This is a genomic window from Cupriavidus sp. DL-D2, from assembly GCF_039710735.1.
Lineage (GTDB): Bacteria > Pseudomonadota > Gammaproteobacteria > Burkholderiales > Burkholderiaceae > Cupriavidus.
The window spans coordinates 201,966-217,816 of the sequence record NZ_JBDKXK010000004.1 but is presented as its reverse complement, the minus strand read 5'-3'; the positions used below and the strand labels follow the sequence as shown (position 1 = coordinate 217,816).

The window sequence follows — 15,851 nt, the reverse complement described above, 5'->3', positions numbered from 1 at the left end:
GTCACGCATCTTGTATGACCCGATAGCTTACTCCACCGCCCTCGCCTTGCCCATCCGCCCCCACCGGTACATATTTCAGGTGCCGGCCGTGGAACGCCGCCACGGTGCTGCGGTGGGCGATGCTGACGATGGTCGCGTCCGGGAGGGAATCGACCATCAACTGGTACATCGCCGCTTCGGTTTCCTCGTCGAGCGCGCTGGTGGCCTCGTCCAGGAACAGGAAATCGGGCTTCTGGAGCAATGCCCGCGCAAAGGCCAGCCGCTGTTGCTCGCCCGGCGACAGCCGCAGCGACCAGTTGGTAGACACATCCAGATGCGGAACCAGCATGCCGAGCCGTGCCTGCTGCAAGACTTCGACGAGCGCCTCGCGCGTATGCGCCGTGCCGACGTCGGGATACGACAGCGCGTCGGCCAGCGTGCCCATCGGCAGGTAGCTGCGCTGCGGCAGGAACAGCGACCGCGCGCGCGGCATGGCGATGCGCCCGCTGCCATACGGCCAGATTCCGGCCAGGGCGCGGAACAGCACGCTCTTGCCGCATCCCGACGGACCGTTCACTAGCCAGCGTTCGCCGGGGCCGATTGACAGCGAGAACGGCGCCACGAGGGGTCGCAGGCCGGGATGACCCAGCGGATCGATCCCCACGTCGTCGGCATCCAGGCCACTGCGCACCGGCAGGGCGAGAGCCAGGTCCGAGATCGCGATATGCCGATCCGTCGCGCTGGCCGACTCCACCACCTCGATGTCGCCGGGGCCCTCGTGGGTCAGGTCCTCGCGCTCGGCCAGGCGAATGGCTTCCTGAAAATCGATCAGACGGTTCGCGGCGGCTTTCCAGCCCACCAGCGTGGAGTAGCTGTCGACGAACCACGACAACGCGCCCTGCACCTGGCCGAACGCCGAGTTGATCTGCATGAGGCCGCCCAGCGTGAGCTTGCCCGAGAAGTAGCGCGGCGCGGCCACGAGGAACGGGAAGATGATCGCGAACTGGCCATAGCCCGAACTCACGAACGTGAGCCGCCGCGTGTAGCGCATCAGTTGGCTCCAGTTGGCGCGAATCCGTTCGAAGCGTCCGCGCAGCCCGGCCTGCTCGGTGGGTTCGCCCCGGTATAGCGCCACCGGCTCGCTGTTTTCGCGCAAGCGCACAAGCATGAAACGGAAATTTGCCTCGTACTGTTCCTGCTGGAACGACAGCCCGATCAGCGGCCGCCCGACGAAGTGAATGATGATGGAGCCGACGATCGCATAGCCAATGGCGAACCACACCATGTAGCCGGGAATCGTCACGTCTACGCCGCCCAGCACGAAACTGATCGGACCGGACACGACCCACAGGATGCCGATGAACGAGACCAGCGTGACCACCGAGTTCAGCAGCCCCATCGACAACGTCAGCGCACCGTCGGTGAACTGGCGGAGATCGTCGGCCAGCCGTTGGTCGGGGTTGTCGGTGGAGTGGGTCTGCTCGATGCGGTAGTACGCCTGATGCCCGAGCCAGCGCTGCATGAATTTTCCAGTCATCCACGTCCGCCAGCGCATCTGCAGCATCAACTGGTAATACTGCCGGAAGATCGCGAGGACGATGAAGGCCGCGGCGATCCACGAAAACCGCAGCAGCAGCGCCTTGAACGAGACGTAGTCGTGCTGCTCGATAGCGTTGTAGAACACGCGGTTCCACTCGTTGAGCAGCACGTTGATGTAGACGATGCCGAGGTTGAGCGCCACCACCAGCAGCAGGAGTCCGAGCCCGGCCTTGCGGTCCTCGGATTTCCAGTATGGCTTGATCAGTGCCCAGGTGGCCGCCAGCCGAAGCTGGCTTTGCGCCTTGAGTGCCTGGATCGGGACAGCCGGACCGGGCACGGTGACAGACGACGGGGTGGACGGGGTGGATGACATGGCGCCAGCGGGTTGGCCTGCCGGGGCCGCAGCCAGGCAGGCATGTTGTTGTTCGACCGGAGTCAGACGTCCCGCCGCGCGGGAGGGTTCCGTACCAGACGGTTACGGCACTTTACCAAGCCGTGGAAAACCGTGCGGCGACGAAATCCATCGACGCTTCTCAGTCCGCACGCTCCAGCGCCGACAGCGCGGCGCGCAGGGTCGGCAGCCGGCTGGCAAGCTCGGCGATCCGCGCCGGCTCGGCATTCCGCTGCGGGGCGGCCCAGATGGCCTCGGGGAAATGCGTGTCCCAGCGATAACGCGGGATGATGTGCCAGTGCAGGTGCGGCACCATGTTGCCAAACGCCGCCAAGTTGACCTTGTCTGGCGTCATCACTTCACGCACCACCCGCTCGATCCGCGCCACGAGCCGCATCAGCCAGGCCTGGTCGGCCTCGTCGAGATCGGTCAGTTCCGATGCATGCTCGTTCCAGACCACGCGGCAGAAACCGGGAAAGCGATCCTGCTCGACAAGGATCACGCGCGCGCGATCCCCCATCCAGACCAGTTCGCCGCCATCGGCTTCGCAAAGGGGGCAGTTGGGGTGTCGGTGCATGGTTGGCTTGAACAATTCCGAAGGTTTGCTCCCCTCTCCCGCGAAGTGGGAGAGGGGCGGGGGTGAGGGCGGGCAGTTCTGCTTGCCGACTAATCGCAGCTTGCACCGCTAACCCTCTCCCCCAACCCCTCTCCCACAAGCGGGAGAGGGGAGCGCATAACAGAGGGTATAGGTAGCTTTTAAACCAGCACCCGCTCGATCCCGCCCGAATTCGCCTTGGCCACGTACTCCGGCATCCAGTTTTCACCGAGCAGGTGCTTGGCCATTTCGACGACGATGTAATCGGCGGTGACCGTCGCATCTTCGTTGTAACGCGACAGCCCCTGCAGGCACGACGGGCAGCTCGTCAGAATCTTCACGTCGCCGTTGAATTCGTCGGTACGCAGCTTGTCGGCGCCGCGGCGCATTTCTTCTTCCTTGCGGAAGCGGATCTGCGTGGAGATATCCGGACGCGTCACGGCCAGCGTGCCCGATTCACCGCAGCAACGCTCGTTCTTCTCGATCTTGCCGCCGCCCTGGTTGCCGCCCATCAGGTCGTTCACCAGCTTGGTCGGGTCCATCGTCTTGATCGGCGTGTGGCAGGGGTCGTGGTACATGTAGCGCGTACCGGTCACGCCCTCAAGCTTGACGCCTTTCTCGAGCAGGTACTCGTGGATGTCGATGATGCGGCAGCCCGGGAAGATCTTGTCGAATTCGTATCCGGCCAACTGGTCGTAGCACGTACCGCAACTGACCACCACGGTCTTGATGTCGAGATAGTTCAGCGTATTGGCCACGCGGTGGAACAGCACCCGGTTGTCGCTGACCATCTTCTCGGCCTTGTCGTACTGGCCGGCGCCGCGTTGCGGATAACCGCAGCACAGGTAGCCCGGCGGCAGCACGGTCTGCACACCTACGTGCCAGAGCATCGCTTGCGTCGCCAGACCCACCTGCGAGAAGAGCCGCTCCGAGCCGCAGCCCGGAAAGTAGAACACGGCTTCGGTCTCGGCCGTCGTCGTCTTCGGATTGCGGATGATCGGCACGATCTCGTTGTCTTCGATATCGAGCAACGCGCGCGCCGTCTTCTTGGGCAGGTTGCCCGGCATCTTCTTGTTGATGAAGTGGATCACCTGCTCCTGCACCGGCGGCTTGCCAACCGTTGCAGGCGGATGCTGGGTCTGCTTCTTCGCGAACTTCTTGAGCACCTCGTTGCCGAGGCGCTGCGCCTTGTAGCCCACGCCCATCATCGCGGTACGCGCGAGGTTGATGGTCTGCGGATTGGTCGCGTTCAGGAAGAACATCGACGCGGCGGCGCCCGGGTTGAATTTCTTCTGACCCATCTTGCGCAGCAGGTTGCGCATGTTCATCGACACGTCGCCGAAGTCGATCTTGACCGGGCACGGCGTCACGCACTTGTGGCAGACCGTGCAGTGGTCGGCCACATCCGAGAACTCGTCCCAGTGCTTGATCGACACGCCACGGCGCGTCTGCTCTTCGTACAGGAACGCTTCCACCAGCAGCGACGTTGCCAGGATCTTGTTGCGCGGGCTGTACAGCAGGTTGGCGCGCGGCACATGCGTAGCGCATACCGGCTTGCACTTGCCGCAACGCAGGCAGTCCTTCACGCTGTCGGCAATCGCGCCGATATCGCTCTGCTGCATGATGATGGACTCGTGTCCCATCAGGCCGAACGACGGCGTGTACGCATTGCGCAGGTCCGCGCCCGGCAGCAGCTTGCCCTTGTTGAAGCGGCCCTGCGGGTCCACGCGCTGCTTGTACGCGCGGAACTCGCCGATCTCGTCTTCGGTCAGGAATTCCAGCTTGGTGATGCCGATGCCGTGCTCGCCCGAGATCACGCCGTCCAGCGAACGTGCGAGGTCCATGATGCGGGCCACCGCGACGTGGGCCTCCTTCATCATGTCGTAGTCGTCGGAGTTGACCGGCAGGTTCGTGTGGACGTTGCCGTCGCCGGCGTGCATGTGCAGCGCCACGAAGACGCGGCTGCGCAGTACCTGCTTGTGGATCTTCTGCGCCTCGTCAAGGATGGGCTTGAACTCGCCGCCGTTGAAGATCTTGCGCAGCTCGGCGCGCAGTTCCTGCTTCCAGCTCACGCGGATCGTGCGGTCCTGCAGCAGATGGAACACCGTGGCGTCCGGCTGCGCTTGCAGGCGCTGCTCGAATGCCGGACCCAGCAGGCCCAGGCCGTGACCGATCAGCGAATCCTTGGCCATCTGCAGCGGCGTATCGAGATGCCCCTGCAGGTAGAGCCAGCGCGAGCGCACTTCGCGCAGCAGCGTCAGCGCATGCTGCACGCGATCTTCGAGCAGTTCGGCGCTGGGAATCTCATTGGCATCGTCGCTGCGGCCCAGCGGCAGGTTGCCGCGTGCGAAGAACGCTTCGAGTTCGTCGGTCAGCTTGAGCTTGTTCTTGATCGACAGCTCGATGTTGATGCGCTCGATGCCGTCGGTGTACTCGCCCATGCGCGGCAGCGGAATCACCACGTCTTCGTTGATCTTGAAGGCGTTGGTGTGGCGCGCGATGGCGGCGGTACGCGAACGGTCGAGCCAGAACTTCTTGCGCGCTTCCGGGCTCACGGCGATGAAACCTTCGCCGCTCTTGCCGTTGGCCATGCGGATCACTTCCGAGGTGGCGCGTGCCACGGCGTCTTCATCGTCACCGACGATATCGCCGATCAGCACCATCTTCGGGAACGCGTTGCGCTTGCTCTTGGTGGCATAGCCCACCGCGCGCAGATAGCGTTCGTCGAGGTGTTCCAGGCCAGCGAGAATCGCACCGCCTTCGCGCTTCGACTCGCCGTCCAGGAAGTCCTTGATTTCGACGATGCTTGGAATCGCATCGCGCGGCTGGCCAAAGAACTCCAGGCAGACCGTGCGGATGTGCTTGGGCATGCGATGCAGAATCCAGCGTGCGCTTGTGATGATGCCGTCGCAACCTTCCTTCTGCACGCCGGGCAGACCGGCCAGGAACTTGTCGGTGACGTCCTTGCCGAGACCTTCCTTGCGGAACTTGCGGCCTTCGATGGCCAGCGTCTCGGTGCGCAGTACCTTTTCGCCCGGCCGGCGGTCGCCATCGGACCACTTCAGTTCGAACGTGGCCACCGGCACATCGTGAATCTTGCCGAGGTTGTGGTCCATGCGCGTGATCTCGAGCCAGTTGCCCTCGGGATCGACCATGCGCCACCACGCCAGGTTATCCAGCGCAGTGCCCCACAGCACGGCCTTCTTGCCGCCCGCGTTCATCGCCACGTTGCCGCCGATGCACGAGGCATCGATCGACGTCGGGTCCACTGCGAAGACCAGACCCGCCTTGTCGGCGGCATCGGCCACGCGGCGCGTGACCACGCCGGCGCCCGAGAAGATCGTCGCCACCTTGTGCGGCACGTTGGGCAGGTCGGTCATTTCGACCGCATCGAGCCGTTCGAGCTTTTCGGTATTGATGACGGCCGAGAATGGCGTCAACGGCACGGCGCCGCCGGTGTAGCCAGTGCCACCTCCGCGCGGGATGATCGTCAGGCCCAGTTCGAAGCAGCCCTTCACCATGCCGGCGATTTCTTCCTCGGTGTCGGGCGTCAGCACGACAAACGGGTATTCCACGCGCCAGTCGGTGGCGTCGGTTACGTGCGAGACGCGCGACAGGCCATCGAACTTGATGTTGTCCTTCTGCGTGATGCGGCCCAGCACGCGCTGGGTGCGCTTGCGCAGCGCATAGGCATCGGCAAATTCCTGCTTGAACGATTCGATCGCCTGCTTGGCGAAGACCACCAATTGCTCCACGCGATGCGAGCGATCCTCGGCGGCCGGTTCGGCATGCTCGGCGCGGTCGGCGGCGCGGCGCTTCTCGATTTCGGCAAGGCGGTGATGCAGCGCATCCACCAGCATCTGGCGGCGCTTGGGATTTTCGAGCAGGTCGTCCTGCAGGTAGGGATTGCGTCGGACCACCCAGATATCGCCGAGCACCTCGTAGAGCATGCGGGCGGAGCGGCCGGTGCGGCGTTCGCCGCGCAGTTCGTCCAGGATGCGCCAGGCTTCCTCGCCGAGCAGACGGATAACAATCTCGCGATCTGAAAACGACGTGTAGTTATAGGGGATCTCGCGCAGGCGCGGCGGGGCGTCCTGCGCTGTGAGTTTGGCGTCGAGCACGAGTGGGGCGTTCATGGGCGGGACCGCTTTGAAGCAGCGCACGGGGACGGTGCGCAATTTATCGTCAGTTAAGACGCGATTGTACTGCAACGCCCCGTTTTGCCGCGCCGCAACATAATCACTTGACGACAATAACCGCCAAAAACATCAGGAAATCCCCCGGGTTTCGGCATTTTCGTGCGGATTGAGAATCAGAACCACTGCCGGATAGCGTCACCCACGCCATGCCAGAACGAATCGGGAATCCATAGCAGGCTCGCCGTCATCACCAGATAGCGCAGGAACTTGCCGATCGCCATATAGAAGACGCTCTGCCAGAACGGCAGCCGCAGCCAACCGCCCAATGTGCACAGTGGATCACCGATAACCGGTAGCCACGACACCAGCATCGTGGGCGGGCCCCAGCGTTTCATCCACCGGAAATACTTGGCATCGAGCTTCGGCTTGTGCTGCTTGCGCGGGTGGGGCCGATGCTGGGCGTGCTCCACCTCATGCTCATGGTGCTGGCGGCGTTGGCGATAGCGCACCACGGCCAGCTTGGCCGCGTAGCCGAGCCACCAGTCGATGGCACCGCCCACGGTGTTGCCCGCCGTGGCCACGAGGATGGCCGGCCAGAACATCCCGGGATTGAGCTTGATGTAGCCGAATACGGCCGGCTCCGATCCCAGCGGCAGCAGCGTGGCACTGATCAGGCTGACCACGAAGATGGCGGGCAGCCCCACCTTGGGCAAGGCAACCGTATCGAATAGCCAGTCGGTAAAAGCTTCCATTGGGCAGGCAGGGGCGGGGTCGCACGCGGCAGGGGAAACCGCATGGCGAGTCCGGGGGATTTGTGATTAACTGTTAGAGCCTGTCGCGGCGATTCGTTCACTGCGCCGACATTACCGGCAAACCCGCAGCACCAATATCACGAAATAGCCGTCCCAACCAAGCGGCAGTACCGCGTCGTGGCCCGTCCCGCGCAGTGTCATTCGGGATTGTCGTCGGAGCCGGCCATGCGCGTTCCACCCACAATGGAGACAAGCATGGCGATTTCCCTCCGCCTGACGGTCAATGGCAAGCCCGTTGACGTCCAGGTCGAACCCCACACCCTTCTGGTCCAGCTTCTGCGCGAGCAGTTGCGACTCACCGGCACGCACGTGGGCTGCGATACCGCGCAGTGCGGCGCCTGCACCGTCCACATGGACGGCCGCGCCGTGAAGTCCTGCAACATGCTGGCCCTCCAGGCGGACGGCGCCAGCGTCACCACCATCGAAGGACTGGCGACCAACGGCGAGATGCATCCGATGCAGCAGGCGTTCCGTGAATGCCACGGCCTGCAATGCGGCTTCTGCACGCCCGGCATGGTGATGGCCGCCACGTCCCTGCTGGCCCAGCAGCCCAACGCCGATGCCCACACGATCCGCGAGCAGCTCGACGGCAACCTCTGCCGCTGCACGGGCTATCACAACATCGTGCGTGCAGTGCAGCAAGGGCAGGCCGCGATGCAGGGCAACGTGGCCACGGCCAGCGCCGAATAAGGAGGCCACCATGAACGCACCCGAGAAACACTCGCTGATTGGCGCGCCGGTCAAGCGCAAGGAAGACTATCGCTTTCTCACCGGCAACGGCCAGTACACCGACGACGTCACGCTGCCGCACCAGAGCTACGGCTACTTCGTGCGCTCGCCGCATGCGCATGCACGCATTCGCTCGATCGATACCGCGCAGGCACTGGCCGCGCCCGGCGTGATCGCCGTGCTGACCGGCGACGACATGGCCGGCGACAAGGTGGGCGGCCTGCCGTGCGGCTGGCTGATCCACAGCATCGACGGCTCGCCGATGAAGGAGCCGCCCCACCCTGCCCTGGCGCGCGGCAAGGCCCGGCACGTAGGCGATCAGGTGGCACTGGTCATCGCCGAATCGCTGCAGCAGGCGCGCGATGCTGCCGAACTGGTCGATGTCGACTACGAAGAGTTGCCCGCCGTGGTCAGCCCGGCCGATGCCGCTGCGGCCTCCACGCTGGTGCATGACGATGTGCCCGACAACACCTGCTACACCTGGGGCCACGGCGACAAGGCCGCCACCGATGCTGCGTTCGCCCGCGCCGCGCACGTGACCACGCTGGATATCGTCAACAACCGGCTGATCCCCAACGCGATCGAACCGCGCGCGGTCAACGCCAGCTATACGCGGCAGGACGATGGCTACACGGTCTACGTCTCGAACCAGAACCCGCACGTCGAACGGCTGCTGATGGGCGCCTTCGTGCTCGGACTGCCCGAATCGCGGCTGCGCATTATCGCGCCCGATGTCGGCGGCGGCTTCGGCTCGAAGATCTTCCTGTATCCCGAGGATGTGGCGCTGACCTGGGCATCGAAGAAGGTGGGCCGTCCGATCAAGTGGACGGCCGAGCGTTCCGAATCCTTCCTCACCGATGCGCATGGCCGCGACCACGTGACCCGCGCCGAACTGGCGATGGATGCCGATGGCAAGTTCCTCGCCATGCGCGTGCACACGGTGGCCAACATGGGCGCGTACCTGTCCACGTTCGCCAGCAGCGTGCCGACGATTCTCTACGCCACGCTGCTCGCCGGCCAGTACGCCACGCCTGCGATCTATGCCGAGGTGAAAGCCGTGTTCACGAATACGGCACCCGTCGATGCGTATCGCGGTGCGGGGCGTCCGGAAGCCACCTATGTCGTCGAGCGTCTGGTCGAAGCTGCCGCACGTGAACTGGGCACCGACCCCGCCGCGCTGCGACGCAAGAACTTCATCCGCAGCTTCCCGTATGCCACGCCTGTTGGCCTGACCTATGACACCGGCGACTACGAACCATGCCTCGCACGCGCGCAGGAACTGGCCGATGTAGCAGGCTTCCCCGCGCGTCGTGAAGCGGCGAAGCAGCAAGGCAAGCTGCGCGGACTCGGCTACTCCTGCTACATCGAAGCATGCGGGCTGGCGCCATCGAACATCGCGGGTGCGCTCGGTGCTCGGGCTGGACTGTTCGAAGTAGGCGAGGTGCGCGTGCATCCCACCGGCACCGTCACCGTGTTCACCGGATCGCACAGCCACGGGCAAGGCCACGAAACCACGTTCGCGCAGATCGTGGCGCAGCGGCTCGGCATTGCGCTGGACGCCGTGGAGATCGTGCACGGCGACACCGGACGCGTACCGTTCGGCATGGGCACCTATGGCTCGCGTTCGCTGGCGGTCGGTGGATCGGCCATCATGAAGGCGCTCGACAAGATCGAAACCAAGGCCAAGAAGATCGCCGCGCACTTGCTGGAAGCCTCGGACGCGGACATCGAGTTCAGCGACGGCGTGTTCCGCGTGGCCGGCACCGATCGCACGAAGACGTTCGGGGAGGTGGCGCTGACCGCCTACGTGCCGCACAACTATCCGCTCGACAAACTCGAACCGGGTCTCAACGAAAACGCGTTCTACGATCCCACGAACTTCACGTATCCATCCGGCGCCTATATCTGCGAGGTCGAGGTCGATCCCGACACCGGCGCGTCGCAGGTCGTCAAGTTCACGGCCGTGGACGATTTCGGCAACGTGATCAATCCGATGATCGTCGAAGGACAGGTGCATGGCGGTATCGGACAGGGCCTGGGTCAGGCCATGTTCGAACAGTGCATCTACGATCCCGACAGCGGCCAGTTGCTGACCGGCTCCTACATGGACTACGCGATGCCACGCGCGGGCGACTTGCCCGACTACACGGTGGAAACGTCATCAGGCACGCCATGCACGCACAATCCGCTCGGCGTGAAGGGTTGCGGCGAAGCGGGCGCCATTGGCTCGCCACCTGCGTTCATCAACGCACTGGTCGATGCGCTCGCACCACTCGGCGTGCGCGACATGCAGATGCCGGCCACGCCGCACCGCGTGTGGCAGGCGATTCAGGCCGCTCAAGCTACCAAGGCATAAGGGGACACGACATGTACGCATTCCAGTTCGAACGCGCCACCGATGCCAGGGCAGCCGTGGCGAAACTCAAGGCCGATGGCGACGCCAAGTTTCTAGCCGGCGGACAAAGCCTGCTTGCCGCGATGAAGCTGCGACTGGCTTCGCCATCGATGCTTGTCGATGTGGCGCGCATTCCCGGCATGGCTGATATCAAGGTGCAGGGCGATGCCGTGGTCATCGGTGCCGCAGCACGTCATGCCGATGTGGCGGCCAACGCGGAAGTCATGCGCCGCATTCCGGGGCTGGCGTCGCTGGCACTCGGCATCGGCGACCGTCAGGTGCGCGCGATGGGCACGCTCGGCGGCTCGCTCGCCAACGATGATCCTGCTGCGGACTATCCCGCTGCGGTGCTCGCGCTGAACGCTACCGTGGTGACGGATCGCCGCGAGATTCCTGCCGACAGCTTCTTCAAGGGCTTGTACGAAACCGCGCTCGCACCCGACGAGCTGATCACGGCCGTGCGCTTTCCCGTGCCCGATCAGTCCGGCTATGTGAAGTTCCGCAATCCAGCCTCGCGCTTCGCGCTGGTCGGCGTGATGGTGGCGCGCAGCGGCAAGACGGTGCGCGTGGCTGTGACTGGCGCGGCCGATAGCGTGTTTCGCGCACCGGCACTGGAACAGGCGTTGACGGCAAGCTTTACGCCGGCTGCGGCGAGAGCAGTGAAGGTGGATGCGTCGGGTCTCAATGCGGATCTGCATGCATCGCCGGAGTATCGGGCGCATCTGATTCCGGTGTTGGCAAGCCGTGCGGTGGAACAGGCGTTGAAAGGCTAGGTAGGTAATTTAACGCGCCGCCCTATGCTATGCGCTCCCCTCTCCCGCGTAAGTGGGAGAGGGGTGGGGGTGTGGGCATGAGGTGCAATCGCTGACTAGTCTCATTTGAACCGCCTGCCCTCACCCCCAGCCCCTCTCCCGCTCGCGGGAGAGGGGAGCAAAACAAACGGTGGGTTTCGCCGACATCCAAATGCTCCCAACCTCCATCGACACCACCCTCACCCAACTCGCCGCGCAGCAATACTTCGCCGATCGCGAGACCGCTACGGTGCTTTACCTTGCACTGCGCATGCAGCGGCCGTTGTTTCTCGAAGGGGAGCCCGGTGTCGGCAAGACCGCGCTTGCACATGCGATGGCCGCGATGCTCGGCACGCGCCTGTTGCGGCTGCAATGCTACGAAGGACTCGACGCAGCCAGTGCACTCTATGAGTGGGACTATCCGCGCCAGATCATGGCGTTGCGTCTGGCCGAAGCGCGTGGGGAACGTCCCGAGCAGCAGTCGCTCTATCGCGACGAATTCCTGCTCAAGCGGCCCTTGCTCGAATCTCTGCTGCCCGATCCCGCTGCACCGGGTGTGCCGCGTGTGCTGCTGATCGACGAGATCGACCGTGCCGACGAACCGTTCGAAGCGTTCCTGCTCGAAGTGCTTTCCGAATATCAGGTATCGATTCCCGAAATCGGCGTGCTGCGCGCGGAGACGCCGCCACTGATCATCATCACGTCGAACCGTACGCGCGAAGTGCATGACGCGCTCAAGCGTCGCTGTCTGTATCAATGGATGGGTTATCCATCGCGCGACCGCGAATTGCAGATCGTGGCTGCGCGCGCACCCGAAGCGGCCGAAGCATTGCAGCGGCAGGCCGTCGATTTCATCCATCGGCTGCGTGGCATCGACTTGTTCAAGGCGCCGGGCATTGCCGAAGCCATCGACTGGAGCCGCGCACTCGCGGCGCTCGGTGTGACAGAACTCGATCCGCAATCCGTGCGCGATACGTTGGGCGTGCTGCTCAAGTATCAGGACGATCTGGCCCGCGCCGATGGTCCGACCATCGCCGAGTTACTCGCCGGCACCACGCCCGCCTGATATGTCATCCCGTCCGCTGCCGATGCTGGCGCGCAACGTCACTCACTTCATGCGGCTGCTGCGCAATGCGGGCTTCGGCCTCTCGCCTGCGCATGCCGTGGATGCACTGACCGCGCTGCGCCATGTGAACATCGGTGCGCGCGATGAGGTGCGCGCCGCGCTGGCCGCACTGGTCCTCTCCGGTCCTGACCAGCGCCCACTGTTCGATGCGGCATTCGACCTGTTCTGGCGCGATCCCGATTGGGAAGGCAAATTGCGCGCGATGCTGTTGCCGCGCGTCGATGCCGGTGCGCCGCCACCGAAACGCAGCAACCGTCTGGCCGATGCGCTCGCCGCGCGCCAGCCTACGCCATCGACACCGAAAGGCCCGATGCGCGAGGAACGCTTCACCGCGCCGCTGACCTTCTCCGATCAGGAGCGCCTGGCCAGCCGCGACTTTGAAACACTCTCCGCCGAGGAGTGGCGCGCGCTCCAGCATCTGGTTCGCACGCGGCGCGCGCATCTTGCATTGCAGCGTACGCGCCGTCTGAAACCTGCGGCCACGGGCACGCATGCCGATATGCGCGCGAGTGCCCGGCTTGCGGTCCGCCAGCATGGCGAATGGATGCAATGGAAATACCGCCGCCATGCGCAGCGCAAGCCGCCCGTGGTGTTGCTGCTCGATATCTCCGGATCGATGAGCCAGTATTCGCGCGCGGTGCTCTACTTCTGCCACGCGCTGATGCAGGGCCGCGAGCGCATGCATGTGTTCCTGTTCGGCACGCGGCTCACCAACGTGACGCGCGCGCTGCGCGAACGCGATCCCGATGAGGCCGTGACGCTGATCACCGAACAGGTGCGCGACTGGGCAGGCGGCACGCGCATCGGCACGGCACTGGCCACGTTCAACCGCCAATGGGCGCGCCGCACGCTGTCGGGCCGCGCCACGGTGCTGTTCGTCAGTGACGGCATCGACCTCGAACAGATCGACCTGCTGGCCGACGAGATGGCGCGCCTGCGCCGCTTCGCGCATCGCATCGTCTGGCTGAACCCGCTGCTGCGCTATGCGGGTTTTTCACCGCAGGCGCGTGGCATGCAGGCCATCCTGCCGCATGTCGATGCCCTGCACCCTGCACATAACCTGGACAGCCTGTTCGCGCTCGAAGCGCTGCTGGCCGATACGCAAACCACCACGGTTTCACCTATAAAACAATTCGGAGGACGCCCCCATGGAAATGACCCAGACCCAGCGCCTGCCCGTGCCGCAGCAGGTAGCGTGGGACGCGCTGAACGACGTTGAGCTGCTCAAGCAATGTATTCCCGGATGTGAGAGCATCGAGCCCGATGGCGAAAACGCCTACCTGCTTGCACTGACTGCGGCGGTCGGCCCGGTCAAGGCGCGCTTCAAGGGCCGCATGGCCTTGCTCGATATCGCGGCACCCGACAGCTACACGATCCAGTTCGACGGACAAGGTGGCGCGGCGGGTTTCGGCAAGGGATCGGCAAAGGTCACGCTGGCAGCCGAGGGCGACGAAACACTGCTGACGTATGCGGTGCAGGCGCAGGTAGGCGGCAAGATCGCGCAGATCGGCTCGCGGCTGGTGGATGCCGCCGCGCGCAAGATGGCCGATGCGTTTTTCGCACGATTCACCGAGGCCGTGAGCGGCCCGGACGAGCAGGACAATAACGATACCCAGAGCGATGAGGCCGCCGGCGACACGGGCGGCGATGTAGACAAGAAGCGGAAACGATCATGGACAGCGTGGATCTCGAAGTCCTGAAGAGCAGCGTCAAGTGGCAGCAGGAAGGTCACGGCGTGTTGCTGGTGACGGTGGTACGGACGTGGGGCTCGTCGCCCCGTCCTGAAGGTGCGATGCTGGCGGTGCGCGACGACGGTCTCGTCGCCGGCTCCGTATCCGGCGGATGCATCGAGGACGACATCATTTATCGCGTGCATCGCGAAGGCATCAAGTCGAAGGTGCCCGAGGGCATGAAGTACGGCATCAGTGCCGAGGAAGCGCATCGCTTCGGGCTGCCCTGCGGCGGCACCATCGAACTGGTGGCGGAACCGCTGGCACCGCATAGCGGCATCGTCGAATTGCTGCAGGCCGTGGAGAACGGCAGACTGGTGACGCGCACACTCGACATGGCCACGGGCCGCGCATCGCTCGGCCATGCGGAGGCTGCCGATGGATTGTCGTTCGATGGCGCGACGCTGCGGACCATCCATGGTCCCCGCTATCGCATGCTCGTCATCGGCGCGGGGCAGTTGTCGAAATACCTGTGCCAGATTGCCGTGGGGCTGGGCTTCCAGGTCACGGTCTGCGATCCGCGTGAGGAATACACGGAGACGTGGGACATTCCCGGCGTGACGATGGTGCGCACGATGCCTGACGACACCGTGGAAGCCATGAAGCTCGACGAGCGCTGCGCCGTGATCGCGCTCACGCACGACCCCAAGCTCGACGATCTCGCATTGATGGAGGCGCTACGCACGCCCGCGTTCTATGTGGGCGCGCTCGGCTCGCGCCGCAACAACCAGGCGCGCCGCGAGCGGCTCAAGGAGTTCGATCTCACCGATCAACAACTGGCCCGCCTGCATGGTCCGGTAGGTATCTATATCGGCAGCCGCACGCCACCGGAGATTGCGATTTCGGTACTGGCCGAAGTGATCGCTGCGAAGAACCATGTCTCGCTGCCCGACATCCTCCAGGTGGAAGGCGCCAAGGCCGCGCGCGAAATCGCAGCCGGCGAGGCCGAGTGTCCGATTTTGCCTGCTGGTCAGGCTATCACCGCCGCACAGCCATGACGAAGCCCTCACGCGCCCCGCTTACGCAGACCGATCTGCCCACCGGCATCCTGCTGGCTGCCGGCTTCGGCCGCCGCTTCGATCCGGCCGGCCTGCGCAACAAGCTCATGGAGAAGATGGCCGATGGCCGCACTGTGGCGTGGCGCAGCGCGCGCACGCTGGCGGCGGGCCTGCCGCATTCGATTGCCGTGGTGCGTCCAGGGCATCCCGAACTCGCCGAGGAATTGCGGCGCGGTGGGTGCAAGGTGATCGAGTCCGTTGAAGCGGAAGCCGGAATGGGCGCGGCGTTGCGCGCGGGTGTGGCCGCGAGTCCCGATGCACGCGGCTGGGTGGTGGCGCTCGCGGACATGCCGTGGCTGTCAATGGAACTGGTACGCGCGGTCGCGCTGACGATCACGGCGCGCAACACGATTGCCGCCCCGTGGCGCGATGGCAAGCGTGGGCATCCTGTGGGATTTGGTGCGGCGTGGCGCGATGAATTGCTGAAGCTCGATGGCGATGAAGGCGCGCGCGAGTTGCTGAAGTCGCAGCCGGTGACGCGGATTCTGACCGAGGACGATGGACCGTTCAGGGATGTGGATTTGCCGGGGGATCTGGTTTGAGCGCGCTCGGGATTTGATGCGCCAG

Annotated in this window: 12 protein-coding genes; 8 read left to right on the top strand and 4 right to left on the bottom strand. The window is 64.5% G+C overall.

Annotated features, from left to right (window positions below):
• Nucleotide 1: 1 nt before the first annotated feature.
• The 4 genes from ABDB81_RS03895 to ABDB81_RS03880 form a co-directional block, all read right to left on the bottom strand.
• Nucleotides 2–1,891, bottom strand: coding sequence for an ABC transporter ATP-binding protein/permease (locus tag ABDB81_RS03895; protein ID WP_346809855.1), 1,890 nt, complete (start codon nucleotides 1,889–1,891; stop codon nucleotides 2–4).
• A gap of 160 nt (nucleotides 1,892–2,051) precedes the next feature.
• Entirely contained in the window at nucleotides 2,052–2,486 is a 435-nt protein-coding gene (locus tag ABDB81_RS03890) for an HIT family protein (protein WP_346809854.1), read from the bottom strand.
• A 179-nt stretch (nucleotides 2,487–2,665) separates the two neighbouring features.
• Nucleotides 2,666–6,640, bottom strand: a complete 3,975-nt coding sequence (locus ABDB81_RS03885; RefSeq protein ID WP_346809852.1) for an FAD/FMN-binding oxidoreductase — start codon at nucleotides 6,638–6,640, stop codon at nucleotides 2,666–2,668.
• A gap of 176 nt (nucleotides 6,641–6,816) precedes the next feature.
• Nucleotides 6,817–7,395 carry a YqaA family protein gene (locus ABDB81_RS03880; RefSeq protein WP_346809850.1) on the bottom strand — a complete coding sequence of 193 codons (579 nt, stop codon included), beginning with the start codon at nucleotides 7,393–7,395 and terminating at the stop codon, nucleotides 6,817–6,819.
• A gap of 255 nt (nucleotides 7,396–7,650) precedes the next feature.
• On the opposite strand from ABDB81_RS03880, the gene ABDB81_RS03875 reads away from it, so the two are divergent.
• From ABDB81_RS03875 to ABDB81_RS03840, 8 genes are all read left to right on the top strand, one after another.
• A complete protein-coding gene (locus ABDB81_RS03875; RefSeq protein ID WP_346809848.1) occupies nucleotides 7,651–8,145 on the top strand; it encodes a (2Fe-2S)-binding protein in 495 nt (164 codons plus the stop codon).
• Nucleotides 8,146–8,155: 10 nt separating this feature from the next.
• Complete coding sequence (locus ABDB81_RS03870) at nucleotides 8,156–10,540, top strand: xanthine dehydrogenase family protein molybdopterin-binding subunit (RefSeq protein ID WP_346809846.1); 2,385 nt, start codon at nucleotides 8,156–8,158, stop codon at nucleotides 10,538–10,540.
• An 11-nt stretch (nucleotides 10,541–10,551) separates the two neighbouring features.
• Nucleotides 10,552–11,352 (top strand): xanthine dehydrogenase family protein subunit M, encoded by an 801-nt coding sequence (locus ABDB81_RS03865; RefSeq protein ID WP_346809844.1) that lies wholly within the window; start codon nucleotides 10,552–10,554, stop codon nucleotides 11,350–11,352.
• 190 nt (nucleotides 11,353–11,542) lie between these two features.
• Nucleotides 11,543–12,436: a MoxR family ATPase gene (locus tag ABDB81_RS03860; protein ID WP_160471409.1), complete on the top strand. Its 894-nt coding sequence runs from the start codon at nucleotides 11,543–11,545 to the stop codon at nucleotides 12,434–12,436.
• A 1-nt stretch (nucleotide 12,437) separates the two neighbouring features.
• Nucleotides 12,438–13,715 (top strand): VWA domain-containing protein, encoded by a 1,278-nt coding sequence (locus ABDB81_RS03855; protein ID WP_346809842.1) that lies wholly within the window; start codon nucleotides 12,438–12,440, stop codon nucleotides 13,713–13,715.
• Nucleotides 13,645–14,196 (top strand): carbon monoxide dehydrogenase subunit G, encoded by a 552-nt coding sequence (locus ABDB81_RS03850; protein ID WP_160471406.1) that lies wholly within the window; start codon nucleotides 13,645–13,647, stop codon nucleotides 14,194–14,196. Before ABDB81_RS03855 ends, ABDB81_RS03850 begins: the two co-directional genes overlap by 71 nt.
• Nucleotides 14,169–15,224 carry an XdhC family protein gene (locus tag ABDB81_RS03845; protein WP_160471404.1) on the top strand — a complete coding sequence of 352 codons (1,056 nt, stop codon included), beginning with the start codon at nucleotides 14,169–14,171 and terminating at the stop codon, nucleotides 15,222–15,224. Before ABDB81_RS03850 ends, ABDB81_RS03845 begins: the two co-directional genes overlap by 28 nt.
• Complete coding sequence (locus tag ABDB81_RS03840) at nucleotides 15,221–15,826, top strand: nucleotidyltransferase family protein (protein ID WP_160471402.1); 606 nt, start codon at nucleotides 15,221–15,223, stop codon at nucleotides 15,824–15,826. The genes ABDB81_RS03845 and ABDB81_RS03840 overlap by 4 nt, the downstream gene beginning before the upstream one ends.
• Nucleotides 15,827–15,851: the final 25 nt, after the last annotated feature.

What these genes read in the sequence shown, in the direction of transcription:
- ABDB81_RS03870 (WP_346809846.1), top strand. Translation starts at nt 8,156, where the DNA reads ATGAACGCACCCGAGAAACACTCGCTGATTGGCGCGCCGGTCAAGCGC.
- ABDB81_RS03890 (WP_346809854.1), bottom strand. Translation starts at nt 2,486, where the DNA reads ATGCACCGACACCCCAACTGCCCCCTTTGCGAAGCCGATGGCGGCGAA.
- ABDB81_RS03885 (WP_346809852.1), bottom strand. Translation starts at nt 6,640, where the DNA reads ATGAACGCCCCACTCGTGCTCGACGCCAAACTCACAGCGCAGGACGCC.
- ABDB81_RS03855 (WP_346809842.1), top strand. Translation starts at nt 12,438, where the DNA reads ATGTCATCCCGTCCGCTGCCGATGCTGGCGCGCAACGTCACTCACTTC.
- ABDB81_RS03875 (WP_346809848.1), top strand. Translation starts at nt 7,651, where the DNA reads ATGGCGATTTCCCTCCGCCTGACGGTCAATGGCAAGCCCGTTGACGTC.
- ABDB81_RS03895 (WP_346809855.1), bottom strand. Translation starts at nt 1,891, where the DNA reads ATGTCATCCACCCCGTCCACCCCGTCGTCTGTCACCGTGCCCGGTCCG.
- ABDB81_RS03850 (WP_160471406.1), top strand. Translation starts at nt 13,645, where the DNA reads ATGGAAATGACCCAGACCCAGCGCCTGCCCGTGCCGCAGCAGGTAGCG.
- ABDB81_RS03880 (WP_346809850.1), bottom strand. Translation starts at nt 7,395, where the DNA reads ATGGAAGCTTTTACCGACTGGCTATTCGATACGGTTGCCTTGCCCAAG.
- ABDB81_RS03865 (WP_346809844.1), top strand. Translation starts at nt 10,552, where the DNA reads ATGTACGCATTCCAGTTCGAACGCGCCACCGATGCCAGGGCAGCCGTG.
- ABDB81_RS03860 (WP_160471409.1), top strand. Translation starts at nt 11,543, where the DNA reads ATGCTCCCAACCTCCATCGACACCACCCTCACCCAACTCGCCGCGCAG.
- ABDB81_RS03840 (WP_160471402.1), top strand. Translation starts at nt 15,221, where the DNA reads ATGACGAAGCCCTCACGCGCCCCGCTTACGCAGACCGATCTGCCCACC.
- ABDB81_RS03845 (WP_160471404.1), top strand. Translation starts at nt 14,169, where the DNA reads ATGGACAGCGTGGATCTCGAAGTCCTGAAGAGCAGCGTCAAGTGGCAG.